The organism is Trinickia sp. NRRL B-1857 (genome assembly GCF_050470685.1).
Lineage (GTDB): Bacteria > Pseudomonadota > Gammaproteobacteria > Burkholderiales > Burkholderiaceae > Trinickia.
In genome coordinates this window covers 4,152,162-4,169,930 of the sequence record NZ_JBFLUK010000001.1, presented here as the reverse complement: position 1 = coordinate 4,169,930, position 17,769 = coordinate 4,152,162, and the positions used below count along the sequence as shown (strand labels likewise).

Below are 17,769 nucleotides of genomic sequence, written 5' to 3'. Positions count from 1 at the left end.
AAAGTCAAGACCAGGGTCGTACCCATCTTCGGAGCGCCCTTAGTCTCTGACGGCATAAGCGTCCAGCGCAGCAAACAGCGCTGGACGAACCATCGTCATTTGAGAAATTACGAGAGCCGGAAAAAGTGCGGCGACAACCGGATGATCGTGGCGTTACCGCGTGATTCCAGCCAGACCCATTTGGCCTTGCATAGATGGTGCAGGGCGCGCTTACAGCGAGCCTCGTCCATTCCGAAGCTGGGTGCCATCGCCCATAGTTCGCTTTTCGATAGAAATAGGCGGCGGCGGTGGGCGAGATGAGCATTCAGCATTTGCCCGACCGTATCGATATCAGCCTTCTCGCTTGCAGATGGCTCGAGCAGGCGAGTCAGGACCTTGTTCGTCTCCTGCGCGAGCCAGAACGCGATCTCGATCGCAACGCTCATCGTGTCTTCAGCGATAGGGCCTTCGCAACCCTCAAAGCGGTGAAGTACGCCCGCAACCCGCGCGACCAAATCAGGCACTCGGAGCAGGTATGGGCCCATGTCGGACGAGTATCCCTCGCTCGCCGCTCTCGCCTGAATCCGTTGGGGGACTGTCGCCAGCAACTCGACGGCCGATGCGGAGATGTCGATGACCAGTGGCTCGAAGGCGCCGTTCTTGCGCATGCGCTTGCATGCGTCGCGCTTGAGCGCAACAACACGTTCGTCGTACTCACTAAGCGCTGGCTGCCGCATCGTGTCTCCGTTCGGAACGCGCGGCGTGATCGGTGACTGCACGTCGAGAAGTTGCAAACGAGCAAGGAACCCAGTCTCGAATGCCTTCTGGCCGTGCTTGTCCAGATACGCGAATAGCGGACCCGGCTGCGTCGCGATCACCATCGACAGAAACGCGCTTTCAACCGACTCCTCGCCTGTACTGACGCGATCGTTGCGGGCAAGACGCGCATCGTGCAACGTACAAAAGTCGGCGAAGGCTCGCGACAGGCCGCTTTTGAGAAAGCGAATTCCTTCGTCGAGTACAATGCCGGCCGACGGCCAACCCTTGTGTAGACGACGCCGCAGCGCCTGGATCGTCGCGTCCTCGGTGAGCCACGAAGCAGTACGCGGTGGGAGCGGTTCATCCGCTAGCAGAACGCTGAGTCGATCGCTCACGTCGCTAGCGTCTTCACCGCCCGCGATAGCCTCGTTAATCTCACGCGTGACATGACGGATTCGGCCCTTCCAGACGAGGAAATCGGCTTGGTAGCGCAGGTGGTGATGTGCGCTTTCCCGCACGGCTTGGGTCTCCGCTTCACGGAATGGCCTCAGCAAGCGGGCCAGCAAGGTTGACTTGCCGCTTCCGGACGGCGCGCTTGTGACGAAGTAGCCCGAGAGGGGAATGAGTCTCCCATCAACCATGCGGACGTACGCCCCGTCCTGGCACGCGAGGGTTATCATGCCGATCAGCAGAAAGAATGCGAGATCCTCGATTGCTTGATAGTTTCTCTGTAACTCGTCACAGACGCGGTCAATCAGCCTGCCGCGCAGTTTCTCGAAGAGCGGGCCAATCCATCGCTCGGTCATTCGGTTGGAAAGTGTCTGCATGTCAGACGCCCTCCGCCGCTGCGCGAACTTCAGCGGCCTTAAAGTACCAGCGGCGGCCAAAACGGCAGGGCCTCAGCCCGTCGTACGCGCCATCTCTCGAAATCGCATTGCGAATTGTCTGCGCCTCGACGCGGAAATAATAAGCCGTCTCGCCAGTCGTCCAGAGTGGAAGGGAAAGGACGGCCCCCGGCGCGACGAGCGGCAGGTGAACGCTGACAACGACGACGCTGGCGAACGCGGAATAAGCCGATTGCTCCCCAAGCGTTCCGCCACGCTCCCTGGCCGCAAGCACGGCATTGCTGCATGAGATCATCGTCGACGCAGCCGCTATGGCGAGCGACGCTATCGTCGCGAACATTGCCGCGCCACTTGATTGTTCAAGCGGTAGGATGGACTTACCGCCCGAGTCTTGACCAGCCACTGCAGCGGGATCGAAGGAGGCGTGCAACTGCACCTGAGCAAGAGAGTTCATTACGCGCCTCCATTACACCACCGCGTTGCGCGATTCCGCGCGAGCAGCGATCCAGGCATCAACCTCGGATTCCAGCCATCCGACGGAGGCCGCACCTAAACGAATCTGTTTTGGGAAGCTCGGGTCGTAGTACTTGCTACACGGATTTAGCTTGTTGTAGATGCTGGCTTCCGAAATACCCGTCTTCTCTCTCACCCTCTTGAGACGAAGAATTCGGCTCAACGACTTCGCTGCGCTACTCATTGAAACCCCCTTGGCTTCAGTTGAAATGGTTAAGCCAGTCTAGGGAGGTCGAGACTTCGAAGATACGCAGTTTGCGGGCAAAGGTGGTACGTTTGCCCGCAAACTGCCGACAATCTTTCTAGATGCGGGTATCAACGTAGCGATGAAACGCGAATGAATGGCATTGGAGATCCACGGCGCGAGCATGGCTCGGGAGTGCCAGGTGGGAGCGCGCCACTGGAAAAAGAGGACGTATATCAGGAGGAAATGTCGGCCGTCGTCCCGGAAGCTGCGACAGAGCCTGTCGTACCGGGCGGCGGAGTTCCGGACGACGATGGCCAACCGATACGGGGACACGCCCCGCTCAGGCGCCGTTTTTTGGGGTCCCTTTGGCCTTCTTGGATGGAAAGAGGATGGACGCGTCAGGCATGTCCCTGAGCCAGTTATCGAGGGTCTTGCCAACACCATCACGGCTTAGTTTTGGCAAATCTTCCCTGCCCTCCGAAAACGCAAGGACGTCAGTTTTGACGGCCTGGACCGCGTGCGATCGCGAACGCCATCCCGATGCCGGCAGCTTCTCTCTAGCCAATTGGTATGCGTACTCGCGAATAGGTCCGTACGCGCGATCGCGCGCCTCTGCCCCAGATTTGCCCTTTGCGCGCAAGGCATCGGTCGACGCCTTCTCGCGCGTGGAGTCAATCGTTCGCTCTTGCAGTTCATTCAGCCCCGTGCCGCATATGGCAACACCACACCAGTACCGAGCATCCGCCATATAGGACCATGCTAATTCAGTATCGCCATTTGATGATGCGCGCACGCAACGTACCCAGTAAGCACAAGAAACGATGATGGCGGCATACGGCGATTTAGCAAGCCAATGCCTCCCCTTCTTCTTGTCGGCATCCGATACATAAAGCATGATGATGTCATACGGCTCTTCAATTCGGCTGTCGTCGCGATCGAAGATCACGCCGACAATTTCCTTCAGTAAGTCTTCGCGCTCCGCCCCCAGCTTCTGCTGCATGTAGCAAGCTTCAAGGGAATTCAGGACACGATTGATGTAAAACTGAAGGCCGAGTTGCTCGCGGGATGGCTGGTCCATGGCTGTTATCTCTCTTTGTTGAGGTCGTCGAAACGTCATGCGATCTCGCATCGTATTCCGATCGGGGGAAGATGCGTACGCACTTGCTGCTTACCTACTCTATAAGAGACCCGCGCAATTGGTCGCACGCCGGGATGCAGTCGGCGTTCGTTGAACGCCACGACTCCGAAGCGGCCGCAAAGCGCCAAACTTCGGATGGGCTGGATGATGGGCTGAAAGACAAAAATCCCCGCAAGTCATTGACTTTACGGGGATTTTTTATTCCTTCTGGCGGAGAGAGGGGGATTCGAACCCCCGATAGGCGATTAACCTATACACGCTTTCCAGGCGTGCGACTTAAACCACTCATCCATCTCTCCGAGAGCCGCAGAGTATAGCAGAACTCTGGCGAGCGGGGCACTGCCCTCACCTTCTGGCCAATCGCCTCCGCTCAAGGATGCCGAATATAGTCGACGAGCGCCTTGGTATAGGCATCGGGCGCCCGATCGAACAAGCTGACGACGATCGTCGCGGCGAACCCGGCCGGCACCCCGAACACACCGGAGCTGATCGGCTCGATCCCGAACCACCGTGGCCCGGCAAACCCGGTCAACTGGCGGAAGTACGGGTAGGTCGAAACGATGTAGTAGATGCACACGCCCAATCCGGCAAGCATTCCGGCAACCGCCCCACGCTGAGTCGTCCGCTTCCAAAACACGCCCAACACGAGCACCGGGAAAAAACTCGAAGCCGCCAAAGAAAACGCCGCCCCCACCAAGAACAAGATGTTCCCCGTATTGAGCGAGGCCACATACGAGGCGAACAACGCCACCCCGAGCAGCAAGATCTTCGAAATCGTCACGCGCCGCTGGCTCGAAGCCGCGGGATCGACCATGTGGAAATAAATATCGTGCGACAACGCATTCGCGATCGTCAGCAACAACCCATCGGCCGTCGATAGCGCCGCGGCCAACGCCCCAGCCGCAACAAGCCCCGATATCACATACGGCAACCCCGCGATCTCGGGCGCGGCCAGCACAACCAAATCGGGCTGAAGCCGAATCGCGGACCACCGGACGATGCCATCGCCGTTGCCCACGTCGATACCGACCAAACCCGGTTCCGCGCGATGCCATTGCGTCACCCAAGTCGGCCAGTCGGCCATCGACCGCCCAACGAGATGTGTCATGACTTCGTATTTGATCAGCACCGCCAGCACCGGCACCGTCACGTAGAACAGCGCAACGAAGAACAACGTCCAAGCAACCGAACGCCGCGCCGAACTCACGGAGGTCGTCGTGTTGTACCGCGACAAGATGTGGGGCAAGCTCGCCGTGCCCAACGACAAACACAGCAGCAGCGAAAGAAAATTGCGCTCGTGCGTGCGCCGCACTTCGTCGTTCGCGGCCGGGAACGGCTCGTACATCGGCACCGGATCGGTTGCCCGCGCAAGCAAATCGTCACGCTCTTGCGTCCACACTACGCGCGCCGCCGCCGCATCGCGCGGGAAGGCCTCCAGCGCCGCCTCGCGCGCATGAATATCGCGTAGCGGCCCGTTATGCCGACGCAGGTCGTCGAGTTCGCGCATCAAGCGCGCCTTCTCGTTCAGATAGGAACCGGGCAGCGCTGCGAGCCGCGTATCGATTTGCGCGGCCCACTCCTTATACGATGCGCGAACGCTGCGTTCCTGGGGCGAATCGCGGACCATCCGATCGAGCTTCTCCATGCGCGCCATCATTCGACCATAGGTCAATTGCGGCACCCAGCCCAGCCCATCCTTGTGCGCAATCATCGATACCGGAATCAAAAACGCGCCGATCAGAATCACGTATTGCGCCACCTGCGTCCACGTCACCGCGCGCATGCCGCCAAGGAACGAACAAACAAGAATGCCCGCCAGTCCGCAAGCAATGCCGATCGCGAAGTCGACGCCGATGAAGCGCGTCGCAATCAACCCCACGCCCTGTATCTGCGCAACCAGATAGACGAACGAACACAGGATCGCCGCCATCGCGGCGATCCCGCGGACGACATTGCTCGAATAGCGCGTCCCCAAAAAATCGGGAATCGTGTAGCGCGCAAGCTTACGTACGTACGGCGCGAGCAAGAACGCGACAAGGCAATAGCCCCCGGTCCAGCCCATCATGTAGGCAAGGCCGTCGTAACCGGTGGCATAGAGCGAGCCCGCAAGCCCGATGAACGACGCTGCCGAGAGCCAATCGGCCGCCGTCGCCATTCCGTTGAAAGCCGCTGGAACGCGCCGCCCGGCGACGTAGTACTCGACGAGATCGGAGGTCCGCGAAAGCAAACCGATCACGGCATACACCGCGATCGGCACGAACAGGAAGACGTAGCCGACCCAAACACCAGGCCCCGTCACCAGTTCGATCCGCCACATCGTATAGATGAACAGAAAGAACCCGAGCGTATAGAACGCATAGGCGCGAACGAGCCGGCTGACGAGCCTCATCGCGTGGCCTCATCGGCGAGACCGTTCGCGGCATCGTCCTCGGCAGCCTGTCGCAAGCGACGGTCGGCTCGCGTCATCGCAACGATATACACGGCGATCAGCAACAAGTAGACGATGATCGCGCCTTGCGCCCCAAGGTAAAACGGCAGCCTGAACCCGCCTACCCTCACGTCCGATAGCGCACGAGCAAAAAGCGGCACGACAAACGAAACGACAAACCCGATCAGCATCAGCACGCTGATCAAGATCACGTTGAAGCGCCAATAGCGACGATGCGCGAGCACCATCGCGCTCGAAATCGGAGGCGGTTCGAGCGAGCGTTGAGCGATGGGATCGAGGGGACGTGGCGCGGCCATGCGCCTATGTATCAAAAAGGCGCGACACGGGCAATCGGGATTGACCGTGTCGCGCCTTTAAAGCGCAGCAACCTTTCGCTTGCCGCTAGCGTTGCATCATGCGATCAACGCACCTGCGCAAGCTGATCGAGGATGGCGGGATTCTCGAGCGTCGAGACGTCCTGCGTAATCTCCTCGCCCTTCGCCAGCGAACGCAGCAAGCGCCGCATGATCTTGCCCGAGCGGGTCTTCGGCAGGTTCTCGCCGAAGCGGATGTCTTTGGGCTTGGCGATCGGCCCGATCTCCTTGCCCACCCACGCGCGCAACTCGTTCGCGAGCTTCACGGCTTCCTCGCCCTCGGGGCGCGGCCGCTTGAGCACGACGAATGCGACGACGGCTTCGCCCGTCGTATCGTCGGGCCGGCCGACGACAGCCGCCTCGGCGACGATCGGATTCGCCACGAGCGCCGATTCGATCTCCATCGTCCCGAGCCGGTGGCCCGAGACGTTGAGCACGTCGTCGATGCGGCCCATGATCGTGAAGTAACCGGTGTCCTTGTCGCGCACGGAGCCGTCGCCGGCAAGATAGAGGTTACCGCCCAGCTCGGCCGGGAAGTAGCTCTTCTTGAACCGCTCGGGATCGCCCCAAACAGTACGCAGCATCGACGGCCACGGCCGCTTCACGACCAGAATCCCGCCCTGGCCGTTCGGCACGTCTTGCCCCGTCTCATCGACGATCGCGGCCATGATGCCCGGCAGCGGCAACGTGCACGAGCCCGGCACGAGCGGCGTCGCACCCGGCATCGGCGCGATCATGTGTCCTCCGGTTTCGGTCTGCCACCACGTATCGATCACGGGGCAGCGCGCACCGCCGACATGCTGGTGGTACCACACCCATGCCTCGGGATTGATCGGCTCGCCGACCGTGCCGAGAATGCGCAGGCTCGACAGATCGAAACTCTTCGGGTGAATCTTCTCATCGGCTTCGGCGATCTTGATCAGCGAACGGATGGCCGTGGGCGCCGTGTAGAAGATGCTGACGTTATGCTTCTCGATCATGTTCCAGAAGCGGCCGCCGTCCGGGTACGTGGGCACGCCCTCGAACACGACCTGCGTCGCGCCGAGCGCCAGCGGCCCGTACGTGATGTAGGTGTGGCCCGTGATCCAGCCGATGTCGGCCGTACACCAGAAGACGTCCGACGGCTTCCAGTCGAACGTCCATTTCATCGTCTGCGCGGCCCACAGCAGATAGCCGCCCGTGCTGTGCTGCACGCCCTTCGGCTTACCCGTCGAGCCCGACGTATAAAGCACGAAGAGCGGATGCTCGGCGCTCAGCCATTCCGGCTCGCAGCTCGCCGCCTCATCGGCAACGACCTCGTGCATCCACAGATCGCGCGTGGCATCCCAGTCGACGTTGCCGCCGGTGCGGCGATAGACGATCACGCTCTTGACGGCTTCGCACCCGCCCATGGCCAACGCTTCGTCGGCGATGCGCTTAAGCGGCAATGCCTTGCCGCCGCGCATTTGCTCGTCGGCCGTGATCAGCGCGACGGCGCCGACGTCGACGAGCCGCTCGTTCAGCGACTTCGACGAAAAGCCGCCGAACACGACGGAGTGCGGTGCACCGATCCGCGCGCAAGCCTGCATCGCGACGACGCCCTCGATCGACATCGGCATATAGATGACGACACGATCGCCCTTCTTCACGCCGCGCCGCTTGAGCGCGTTGGCGAAGCGGCAGACGCGCTCGAGCAAGTCTTGATACGTGACGTTCGTGACGGCGCCGTCGTCGGTTTCGAAAATCAGCGCGGTGCGCTCGCCATGACCGGCTTCGACATGGCGATCGAGGCAGTTATACGACGCGTTCAGCTCGCCGTCTTCGAACCACTTGAAAAACGGCGCGTCGGACTCGTCGAGCACTTTCGTAAACGGCTTGCGCCAAGCGAGCGTCTCGCGCGCAAGCTTCGCCCAAAAGCCGTCGTAATCCCGCTCGGCCTCGGCCATCAGCGCCCGGTATGCGTCCATTCCCGAAATGGCCGCGCCGGCCGTCGCCTCGGCGGACGGCGAGAATACGCGGTTTTCGCGAAGAACCGATTCAATCGCAGACATCGACTACTCCCTTATCGACAAGATGAAACTCGAATCCGGCGCCGGCGGGCACGTAAGCCTTTCGGCGCGCAAGACTGAATGGAATGCCGCATCGCAACAATGAAGCGCCATGCGCAGCGCGCTCGCATGATAGTGGCTGCACAGTAGCGACGACAACTTACCGGCTTCTTACATCGCGGCCGTCGGCCGTTCGCGCGACCACATCCCCTTTAGCCAGCGGGGCTGCGCGGCACCGCACCCCGGGTTTACGTGGTCATGCACGCCCCCCTACAATGCTAGCCGAACTCCCCTCGGATCACAGCTTGAATCGATACGCTTGGTTTCTCATCGCCGCGATGCTGCTCGTCGGCAGCAACGTCGGTATCGGTAAGTCGATCGTCGCTTTCGTTCCCGTGCTCGTCTTCGCGCTGCTGCGCTTCGTCATTGCGCTCGCGGTGCTGTGGCCGTTGCTGCGGCCCTCGAAGATGCGCGACGTCAAAGGCGGCGAATGGCTCAATCTGTTCTTGCAGGCGCTCTTCGGCACATTCGGGTTTACGCTGCTCATGCTGAACGGCGTGGCCCGCACGAGCGCCGTGGCCGCCGGCGTCATCACGAGCACGATACCGGCCGTCGTCGCCCTGTTCGCCTGGATCTTCCTGCGCGAACGGCCGAATGCACGTGCCTGCGTATCGATCGCGCTCGCCATGCTCGGCATCGTCGCCGTCAATCTGTCCCACGGCAATGCCTCGGCGGCCCATGGCGCGACAGGATCGCTCGCCGGCAATCTCATGGTGCTCGGCGCGGTCTGCTGCGAATCGCTCTACGTGATCTTGTCGCGCCGGCTCACCCAGACGCTCGCCGCAATCGATATCTGCGCCTATACGCATTTGTTCGGTTTTTTGCTGATGCTGCCGCTCGGCGCGAAAGCATTGGCGAGTTTCGACTATGCGGCTGTGCCCTCCGGGATTTGGGCGTTGACGCTTTGGTATGGTCTATCGGCCAGCATCTTCTCCTTCTGGCTTTGGATGAAGGGCATCCGGCACGTGCATGGCTCGCTCGCCGGCGTCTTCAGCGCCGTTCTGCCGATCGCCGCGGCGGCCTACGGAATCGTCTTTCTCGGCGAGCGCCCGACGCTCGCCCACGGCATCGCGCTCGCCTGCGTCGTCTCGGGCATCGCGATCGCGAGCATCGACCTCAAGCGCTCGCCACCCGTCGCCCCGTGAGCGCGCGGACCCCACGGCGCGGTCAACCTTACCGTGCCGCCGACGCCGGCGCGGTACAATAGCGCGATTTTTCGCGCGCTTTTTTTTGCGCCCCCGTTTCCGTTTTGCCGCTCCCCACAGCACTCAGCCATGACACTCATTAAGCAGGAAGACCTCATCCAGAGCGTCGCCGACGCGCTACAGTACATCAGCTACTACCATCCGCTCGATTACATCCAGGCCCTCGGCCGAGCGTACGAGCTGGAGCAAAGCCCGGCCGCGAAAGACGCCATCGCCCAAATCCTGACGAACAGCCGCATGTGCGCCGAAGGCCGCCGTCCGATCTGCCAAGACACGGGCATCGTCACGGTCTTCCTGAAAATCGGTATGGACGTGCGCTGGGGCAGCGAAAGCGGCCCGGCCACGATGAGCGTGACCGATATGGTCAACGAAGGCGTCCGTCGCGGTTATCTGAACCCCGACAACGTATTGCGCGCATCGATCGTGAATCCGCCCGAAGGCGCCCGCAAAAACACGAAGGACAATACGCCCGCCGTCATCCACTACGAAATCGTCCCGGGCGATAAGGTCGACGTTCAGGTCGCGGCCAAGGGCGGCGGCTCCGAAAACAAGTCGAAGTTCGCGATGCTGAACCCGTCCGATTCGATCGTCGATTGGATCTTGAAGACGGTGCCGACGATGGGCGCCGGCTGGTGCCCGCCAGGGATGCTCGGCATCGGTATCGGCGGCACGGCCGAAAAGGCGATGCTGATGGCGAAGGAATCGCTGATGGATCCGATCGACATCCAGGACATCATCGCGCGCGGCCCGCGCGACTGGATCGAGGAACTGCGCATCGAGTTGCACGAGAAAGTGAATGCCCTCGGCATCGGCGCGCAAGGTCTCGGCGGCCTCGCCACCGTGCTCGACGTCAAGATCATGGCCGCGCCGACGCACGCCGCCTCCAAGCCGATCGCGATCATCCCGAACTGCGCCGCCACGCGCCATGCGCACTTCACGCTGGACGGCACGGGCGCCGCGCACCTCGAAGCGCCCTCGCTCGACGCCTGGCCGAAGGTGCAATGGGAACCCAATACGGAAACGAGCAAGCGCGTCGACCTGAACACGCTCACGCCCGAGGAAGTCGCGAGCTGGAAACCGGGCCAAACGTTGCTGCTCTCCGGCAAGATGTTGACGGGCCGCGACGCGGCGCACAAGCGCATCGCCGATATGCTCGCCAAGGGCGAAAAGCTGCCGGTCGATTTCACCAACCGCGTCATCTACTACGTGGGCCCCGTCGATCCGGTGCGCGACGAGGTGGTTGGCCCGGCCGGTCCGACGACGGCCACGCGCATGGATAAATTCACCGAAACGATGCTCGCGCAAACGGGTCTCATTTCGATGATCGGCAAGGCCGAGCGCGGCCCCGTGGCGATCGACGCGATCAAGAAGCACAAGGCGGCCTACTTGATGGCCGTCGGCGGTGCCGCTTACCTCGTGTCGAAGGCGATTCGCGGCGCGAAGGTACTCGCGTTCGAAGATCTGGGCATGGAAGCGATTTACGAGTTCGACGTTTTCGACATGCCCGTGACGGTCGCCGTCGATTCGACCGGCACGTCGGTCCACCAAACGGGACCGAAGGAGTGGCAAGCGAAGATCGGCAAACTCCCGGTCGTTACCGCGTAAGTTCGCGCTTCACGCCATCTCGACGAAAGCCGGGCCGCGTGCCCGGCTTTTTCGATGGCGGATCGGCCAAGCGGCCAACGCAACGCGCGAAGTCTTGGCTTTTGCCGGTTCAACGTTTATCGTTTGCCAACACGAGCCCGATAGCACTCAGAACAAGGAACCCCTATGCAAGGCGATAAGAAAGTCATCGAATATCTGAACGCGCAGCTCAAGAACGAGCTCACGGCGATCAATCAGTATTTCCTGCATGCGCGCATGTACAAGCATTGGGGGCTCGAGAAGCTCGGCAAGCACGAGTACGACGAGTCGATCGGCGAAATGAAGCACGCCGATATGCTGATCGAACGCGTTTTCATGCTGGACGGTCTGCCCAACTTGCAAGACTTGCATAAGCTCTTGATCGGCGAGGAAACGAAAGAGATCCTCGAGTGCGATCTGAAGCTCGAGCAAGGCTCGCAAGCCACCTGCAAAGAGGCGATTGCCTACTGCGAATCGGTGCGCGATTACGTATCGCGCGGCATCTTCGAAACGATCCTCGACGACACCGAGGAGCATATCGATTGGCTCGAAACGCAGCTCGATCTCATCGACAAGGTCGGCCTCCAGAACTATCAGCAATCGGCGATGGGTTCGTCCGCCGAATCCTGATCGCTCCGCGTTCGCCCACCGCGCGCGTGTTTCTTTGCCGGCTATGACCGCACTGCCCGATATGCTCCCAGCCGAAGCCCTCTCATCGATGACGCCGAGTCCCGATGCGCCGCGCAGCCGGACCGCGCCGATCGGCATTTTCGACTCGGGGCTCGGGGGGCTGTCGGTGCTGCGGGCCATACGGGCACAGTTGCCGCACGAATCGCTGCTCTATGTGGCCGATTCGCTGCACGCGCCGTACGGGCTGCGCGACAACGAGTTCATTTCGGAACGCACGCTCGCTATCGGCGAATGGCTCGTCTCGCAAGGCGCGAAAGCGCTCGTCGTTGCCTGCAACACGGCGACGGCCGAATCGATCGCTTTGGCGCGCGAGCGTTTGGCGATCCCGATCATCGGCGTTGAGCCCGGCATCAAACCGGCGGCCAGTCAGTCGAAATCGAGAGTCGCCGGGGTGCTCGCCACGCAGGTCACCCTGCGCAGCGAACGGTTTCGATCGCTGATCGAACGCTATGCGGCCGATTGTCGCTTCATCTGCCAACCGGGGCATGGGCTCGTGGAAGCCGTCGAGCGATGCGAGATCGACAGCCGCGAGGTGCGCGCGCTGCTCTCGGACTACATCGAGCCGATGCTCGCCGCGGGCGCCGACACGCTCGTATTGGGCTGCACGCACTATCCCTTTCTCGATGCGGCGATTCGCGATATCGCGCAAGGGCGCCTAGCCCTTATCGATACAAGCGTGGCAATCGCTCGGCAACTCCAACGCGTGCTCGAGACGAACGGCTTGCTCGCCCCTGCCGATACGCAACCGTCGCCGCCGCGGCTTTGCTCGACCGACGAAGGCGTTCATATGCGCCGGCTCGCGTCGACGCTGCTGGGGCTCGACGTCCCCGTCGAGCAGGTCTCCATCCCCACTCCCAGCGATACGGCCGAGCGGTCCGCCTCCGCTTGAGCTTGATTTGATGGTCGCGCTTGCCGCGCGATCGGCACTCCATCCCCGCTCTATCCTGCTTTTCCCGCTGGCGCCCTTTGCCTCGCCGCCTCCCCTCTCCCTGAATCGGGGCGCAATCGCCTAGGGTTGCTTGTTACAAAAAACCGGACGATGCGCTTGCCAACGACGCAAAACGTAATGATAATAGTTCGCATTAACGTTCTAGTTTGGCTTCAGTCATGATCGTTTGCGTATGCAAGTCCGTCTCCGACCGAAAAATTCGAGCCTCCATTGCGGAGGGAGCGGATAGTTTCGAGGAGCTGCAATTCGAGTTGGGCGTGGCCACGTGCTGCGGCAAATGCGAAGAGTCCGTGCGCGAGGTCATGGCCCAGTGCGGCATTTGCGAAAGCCATTGCGGTGTCGAGCGACCGGTACCGGTATCGCTGCCGCCTGCGCAGCCGATGCCCATTACGTTCTACGAGCGCAAAGCCGCCTAAGCTTCGGCCTCGTCCGGCCGTTTTCCGCGGCACGCCAGTTCGCTACAGCCAGCAGCCGCTCGTTTTGCTCTAGGAGCTCGAGATGGTCTTGTTCATCGGCTTTATCGCGACCTTGTGCATTTCCTTGTTCATCTGCCGCTCGTGATGCGACATCGTACCGCCCACCCCGCCGGCAACGCCGCCTTCAGTTCCCGCTAACATGCAAGCCTCATCTCCCGTTGCGGCCGGCGTAGGGCCGGCAACACTATCCGGCATGTCGCGTTCGCGTATCGTCCCCGCATTCTTGTGCGTTGCACTCGCCCACGCGGTGCTCATCGCTACGTTCGCCCTCGCGAACCGCGCAGCAAAGCCACGGCCGATCGAATCGACGGCCATCGTGGCGCAACTGTTTAGCCAGCCATCCGATGCGCCGCCCGCCGTCGCCATGCAATCGCCGCCCGCGGCGCCGGCCAAGCCGGTTCAAAAGGAACCCGAGCGGCCGCGCGAGAACAAGCCGATAACGCGCGTGCCCCGGACGCGCGAGCCCGTCGTGGCGCCGGCTCCGTCGCCGCAGCCCGTGGCGCCCGCGGCTTCGCCGGCCCAAGCCAGCCCGGCTTCGACGAGTGCCGAGAACGCTGCGTCGCAAACAACGAAGGCGGCGGCAAGCGCATCTTCCGCCCCTTCGGCAGCGGTACGCGAAACGATCGCCGTCGCCGCACCGAAACACGTCGATCACGCCGAGTGCCGCATCGTCAAACCAGCCTATCCGGAACTGTCGAAGCGTCGCGGCGAAACGGGCACGGCGACGGTCCGATTCGTCATCGGCACCACTGGCGTGATCGATACCGTCTCGCTCGTCAAAAGCAGCGGCTTTACGCGGCTCGACGATGCAGCCGTCGAAGCGCTGCGCGCCAGCACCTGCCAGCCGTATCTGGAAAACGGCTCGCCGATCCGCGTGTCGTACTCGCAGGCGTTCACGTTCGGGCTCGACGACGACTGACCTTCCATTTGTAAGAACAAGAGGACGCACACATGCAAAGCTACGGTCTGGCCCACGCTTGGGCCCAAGGGGATTTGGTCACACACGCGATTGCGTTGACGCTGTTGACGATGTCGTTGCTGTCGTGGACGGTCATCGTCGTGAAGGGATGGAATATCGTGCGCCTTGGCCGCCTGACGAAAAACGCCGAGCGCGAGTTCTGGCATTCCGACGATTTCGCGGCCGGCGTCGATACGCTGACGCGCGCGTTGCCCGCGCGCGATCGCAACCCGTTTCTCGCGCTCGCGTTATCGGGTCAAGAAGCCGCGGAACACCATCAACGCACTCGCCCGCATCTGCACGATCGGCTCGACGTCTCCGATTGGATCACGCGGTGCCTGAAGGACTCGATGGACGACGGTATCGCCCACATGCAGCGCGGACTCGCGGTATTGGCGTCGATCGGCGGGACTGCTCCGTTCGTCGGACTGTTCGGCACGGTGTGGGGTATCTATCACGCGCTCATCGCGATCGGCGAGAGCGGGCAAGCGTCGATCGACCGCATTGCGGGCCCGATCGGCGAAGCGCTCATCATGACGGCCTTCGGCCTTGTCGTCGCCGTGCCCGCCGTACTCGGCTACAACGCGCTGTCCCGTTCGAACCGTGCGATCGTAGGCAGCCTGCGCCGGTTCGCCCATAGCCTTCATGCCTACTTCGTCACCGGCGCACGCGTGGCACCGGCAACGAGCCCCGCACTGCGCGTGGCGACGCGCACAAGCTGACGGGAGCCGATCATGGCGATGCCGCTATTCGAAGACGACGCCGATGAAGGGCTCATGGGCGAAATCAACATGACGCCGTTGATCGACGTGATGTTGGTACTCCTAATCGTTTTTATGATTGCGATTCCGGCGATCGAACACGCAATCAAGCTCGATTTGCCGCACGTGGGCAGTCAAGCGCAAGACGTTAAGCCCGCACACATCGAAGTTGCATTGCGTGCAGATGGCACGCTCGTTTGGGATGGGGCGAACGTCGACGACGCCGGTTTGCGCGCTGCGCTCAAGCGGGCGGCCCAAACGACGCCTCAACCGCAATTGCGTTTGCGCGCCGATCGTAAGGTGCCCTACGAACGTGTGGCCGACGTCATGTCGGCGGCGCAGGAAAGCGGGCTTACGCAAATTGGATTCGTGACGCAGCCGCGTGCGCGCTGAGCGCCCATCGGCACTATCGGTATCTTCGCGAAGTAAGGAACGACATAACGTTTCCTACGCCCACAAACTAAAAGGCCCTCATCGGCGATGAGGGCCTTTTTTGCTGCGCACGCGGCGCCTTCGGGCGGCGGGCTCCCAGCCATCGGACTGGCTGTCGAGCACCGCATGCGATCGCCGTGTCTCGCACGGACCACGCTGTCGGCCCTATCCGGCTTGCTATAAGAGCATCCGTCTGGTTTCACGTTGGACGCCCCAACGCGAAAGGCACTTCACTATAGATCTCGGCGCTCGGTGCTTCAAGACACCGGCCATTGAAACTACTGATCGGCCTGGCAACTTAAATGGCAAAAGCGATTCAACGACGGATCGTGCATCGCCTAGATGCATGAACGAGGCCAGGCTTCAACGCACGGGATCGACCATCGCGGCGGCGGCTTCCCGATTCGCCAGTTGCGCCGCCCTTACCTGCTCGCGCGTCGGGCATTCCACCATCGTATGATTTTCGTCGTCGAGCTTTTCCACGAGGAAATCGACGAATGCTCGCACCGCCGGCACCATACCTTGACGCGAGACGAAGACCGCGAAGAGTTGAGGCGTCGGCAACGTCCAGCCCGGCATGACGGGCGACAGTTGCCCCGTGCGTAACGCAGCGCCGTACATCATCTCCGGCAACGCGGCGATACCGACGCCGTCGAGCACGGCTTCGCGTATCGTCGACAAGTCGGCGGTCACGAGACGCGGCTCGTGCTCATGGACAAAGCGCTGGCCATCCGGTGCCGTCAAATGAAACGCATGCCTGCCGTCGCCACTCGGCGTATCGAGCGTATCGAATCGGGTCAGGTCGGCCGGCAACACGGGCGGGGCATGCTGACTCAATAGGCTCGGCGCGCCCACGAGCATCTGCTGCGTACGCCAGAGCGGGCGCACGACGATGTTTGCGCTGTCGGGCGGCTCCGAGCGTACGCGAAGCGCTACATCGACCGAATCCTCGTACAGATCGATCACGCGATTGGTCACACGGACCGAGACACGCACCTCCGGGTAGCGCAACAAGAACTCGGGGAGGATGTACGTAAGCATCGTCTGCGAGACAGTCACCGGTACGCTCACGCGGACCGTGCCGCGCGGCGCCGAGCGCAATTCCTGCACGGCGTTCATCGCAGCTTGCGCTTCGGAGAGCATCACTTGGCAATGCCGGAAAAAGCGCTCGCCGGCCTCCGTCAGCGCGAGCTTGCGTGTCGAGCGTTGCAGCAACCGCACCCCGAGCGAGGTTTCGAGTTCAGCGACGCGGCGCGACAGCCGCGACTTGGAGATGCCGAGCACGCGCTCCGCCGCCGAAAAACCGCCATGTTCGACGACCTGCGCGAAGTACATCAAGTCATTGAGATTCTGCGAATCGAGCTGCATTTCATCGTTCCAACGATAGGACAATCCATTGCTCTGAGCAGGGCTAAAAGCGGCGCGGACCCGTCCATATAATAGGCCTCACATTCCCATGCGACGCAAACGCGTCCCTCAAGAGGTACTGTCAATGACCACGTCTCGCACGATCCGCCATACCATCGCGGCCGTTCGCACTGTAGAAGGCGGCGGCTTCGTCGTTCATCGGCCATTCCCGACTCGCATGTTAATGGACTTCGATCCTTTTTTGCTGCTCGATGAGATGGGTCCTGTCGATTACGCGCCGGGCGCGGCAAAGGGCGCGCCGGATCACCCGCATCGCGGCTTCGAAACCGTGACCTATATGCTCGAAGGAAGCTTCGCGCACAAGGATTCCGCGGGCCACAGCGGCGTGCTTCGCCCAGGCGACGTGCAATGGATGACCGCCGGCGCGGGCGTCGTGCACAGCGAAATGCCGGACCCCGCCTTCGCCAAAACGGGCGGCCGCGTTCACGGGTTGCAACTGTGGGTGAACTTGCCGCGTCGAGACAAAATGATCGAGCCGCACTATCAAGAGATCCCGTCCGAACGCATTCCGATGGCCACCAGCAGCGACGGCAAGGTCCGAGTCAAAGTCATCGCCGGCGAAGCCCTCGGCGTGAAGGCCGCCATCGAGACGCGCACGCCCATTCTCTATCAACACTTCACGCTCGAGCCGGGCGCGTCGATCGTGCAACCGGTACCGAGCGCGTATCGCGTCTTTGCCTACGCGTTGAGCGGAACCGGTCGCTATGGCGAAGAGCGGCGCCAGATCGGTGCGCAGCGCATGGTGATCTTCGGCGACGACGGCGACGCGGTGACGCTGGCCGCCGGCGACGAACCGCTCGACGTGCTGCTCATCGGCGGCGTGCCTTTGGACGAGCCGGTCGTTCGCCATGGGCCGTTCGTCATGAATACGGAAGACGAGATCCGGCAAGCCATCGTCGACTATCAAGCAGGACGGATGGGCGAAATCGCGCATTGA

Annotated in this window: 18 protein-coding genes and 1 tRNA gene; 9 read left to right on the top strand and 10 right to left on the bottom strand. The window is 61.9% G+C overall.

All coding sequences use genetic code 11. The annotated features are described in order from the left end of the window. Positions 1-107: 107 nt before the first annotated feature. The 8 genes from AB1286_RS18735 to acs all read right to left on the bottom strand — a co-directional run bounded on the left by AB1286_RS18735 (position 108) and on the right by acs (position 8,253). The gene (locus tag AB1286_RS18735) at positions 108-1,565 is read right to left on the bottom strand and encodes a DUF3987 domain-containing protein (RefSeq protein WP_430364665.1); all 1,458 of its coding nucleotides are present in this window, start codon (positions 1,563-1,565) and stop codon (positions 108-110) included. Position 1,566: 1 nt separating this feature from the next. Continuing rightward, on the bottom strand, positions 1,567-2,037 hold the full coding sequence (locus tag AB1286_RS18730) for a helix-turn-helix domain-containing protein (RefSeq protein WP_430364664.1): 471 nt from the start codon (positions 2,035-2,037) through the stop codon (positions 1,567-1,569). Positions 2,038-2,049: 12 nt separating this feature from the next. Next, positions 2,050-2,280, bottom strand: a complete 231-nt coding sequence (locus AB1286_RS18725) for a helix-turn-helix transcriptional regulator (protein ID WP_430364663.1) — start codon at positions 2,278-2,280, stop codon at positions 2,050-2,052. Positions 2,281-2,623: 343 nt separating this feature from the next. Continuing rightward, a complete protein-coding gene (locus tag AB1286_RS18720) occupies positions 2,624-3,361 on the bottom strand; it encodes a hypothetical protein (protein ID WP_430364662.1) in 738 nt (245 codons plus the stop codon). A 268-nt stretch (positions 3,362-3,629) separates the two neighbouring features. Beyond that, a tRNA-Ser gene (locus AB1286_RS18715) sits at positions 3,630-3,720 on the bottom strand. A gap of 71 nt (positions 3,721-3,791) precedes the next feature. Further along, entirely contained in the window at positions 3,792-5,810 is a 2,019-nt protein-coding gene (locus AB1286_RS18710) for a sodium:solute symporter family protein (protein WP_430364661.1), read from the bottom strand. Continuing rightward, positions 5,807-6,166 (bottom strand): DUF4212 domain-containing protein, encoded by a 360-nt coding sequence (locus AB1286_RS18705; RefSeq protein ID WP_430364660.1) that lies wholly within the window; start codon positions 6,164-6,166, stop codon positions 5,807-5,809. The genes AB1286_RS18710 and AB1286_RS18705 overlap by 4 nt, the downstream gene beginning before the upstream one ends. A 104-nt stretch (positions 6,167-6,270) precedes the next feature. After that, positions 6,271-8,253, bottom strand: coding sequence for an acetate--CoA ligase (gene acs / locus AB1286_RS18700; RefSeq protein ID WP_430364659.1), 1,983 nt, complete (start codon positions 8,251-8,253; stop codon positions 6,271-6,273). A 302-nt stretch (positions 8,254-8,555) separates the two neighbouring features. Here acs and AB1286_RS18695 point away from each other — a divergent pair, with 302 nt between their 5' ends. The 5 genes from AB1286_RS18695 (at position 8,556) to AB1286_RS18675 (ending at position 13,193) form a co-directional block, all read left to right on the top strand. After that, positions 8,556-9,455: a DMT family transporter gene (locus tag AB1286_RS18695; protein ID WP_430364657.1), complete on the top strand. Its 900-nt coding sequence runs from the start codon at positions 8,556-8,558 to the stop codon at positions 9,453-9,455. Positions 9,456-9,584: 129 nt separating this feature from the next. Beyond that, a complete protein-coding gene (locus tag AB1286_RS18690) occupies positions 9,585-11,120 on the top strand; it encodes a fumarate hydratase (RefSeq protein WP_430364656.1) in 1,536 nt (511 codons plus the stop codon). A gap of 165 nt (positions 11,121-11,285) precedes the next feature. Then, on the top strand, positions 11,286-11,768 hold the full coding sequence (gene bfr / locus AB1286_RS18685) for a bacterioferritin (RefSeq protein ID WP_430364655.1): 483 nt from the start codon (positions 11,286-11,288) through the stop codon (positions 11,766-11,768). An 88-nt stretch (positions 11,769-11,856) separates the two neighbouring features. After that, positions 11,857-12,717 (top strand): glutamate racemase, encoded by an 861-nt coding sequence (gene murI, locus AB1286_RS18680; RefSeq protein WP_430364654.1) that lies wholly within the window; start codon positions 11,857-11,859, stop codon positions 12,715-12,717. 218 nt (positions 12,718-12,935) lie between these two features. After that, on the top strand, positions 12,936-13,193 hold the full coding sequence (locus AB1286_RS18675) for a (2Fe-2S)-binding protein (protein WP_430364653.1): 258 nt from the start codon (positions 12,936-12,938) through the stop codon (positions 13,191-13,193). A gap of 69 nt (positions 13,194-13,262) precedes the next feature. Here the strand turns inward: AB1286_RS18675 and AB1286_RS18670 are convergent, their stop codons facing one another. Next, the gene (locus AB1286_RS18670) at positions 13,263-13,394 is read right to left on the bottom strand and encodes a hypothetical protein (protein WP_430364652.1); all 132 of its coding nucleotides are present in this window, start codon (positions 13,392-13,394) and stop codon (positions 13,263-13,265) included. A gap of 52 nt (positions 13,395-13,446) precedes the next feature. Between AB1286_RS18670 and AB1286_RS18665 the strand changes: the two genes are divergently transcribed. From AB1286_RS18665 to AB1286_RS18655, 3 genes are read left to right on the top strand one after another with little or no spacing between them, the layout of a single operon-like run. Continuing rightward, a complete protein-coding gene (locus AB1286_RS18665) occupies positions 13,447-14,172 on the top strand; it encodes a TonB family protein (protein ID WP_430364651.1) in 726 nt (241 codons plus the stop codon). A gap of 32 nt (positions 14,173-14,204) precedes the next feature. After that, positions 14,205-14,933 (top strand): MotA/TolQ/ExbB proton channel family protein, encoded by a 729-nt coding sequence (locus AB1286_RS18660; protein WP_430364650.1) that lies wholly within the window; start codon positions 14,205-14,207, stop codon positions 14,931-14,933. Positions 14,934-14,945: 12 nt separating this feature from the next. Further along, a complete protein-coding gene (locus AB1286_RS18655; RefSeq protein WP_430364649.1) occupies positions 14,946-15,365 on the top strand; it encodes an ExbD/TolR family protein in 420 nt (139 codons plus the stop codon). Positions 15,366-15,767: 402 nt separating this feature from the next. Here the strand turns inward: AB1286_RS18655 and AB1286_RS18650 are convergent, their stop codons facing one another. Then, positions 15,768-16,772 carry a LysR family transcriptional regulator gene (locus AB1286_RS18650; protein ID WP_430364648.1) on the bottom strand — a complete coding sequence of 335 codons (1,005 nt, stop codon included), beginning with the start codon at positions 16,770-16,772 and terminating at the stop codon, positions 15,768-15,770. 124 nt (positions 16,773-16,896) lie between these two features. Here AB1286_RS18650 and AB1286_RS18645 point away from each other — a divergent pair, with 124 nt between their 5' ends. Next, positions 16,897-17,769: a pirin family protein gene (locus tag AB1286_RS18645; RefSeq protein WP_430364647.1), complete on the top strand. Its 873-nt coding sequence runs from the start codon at positions 16,897-16,899 to the stop codon at positions 17,767-17,769.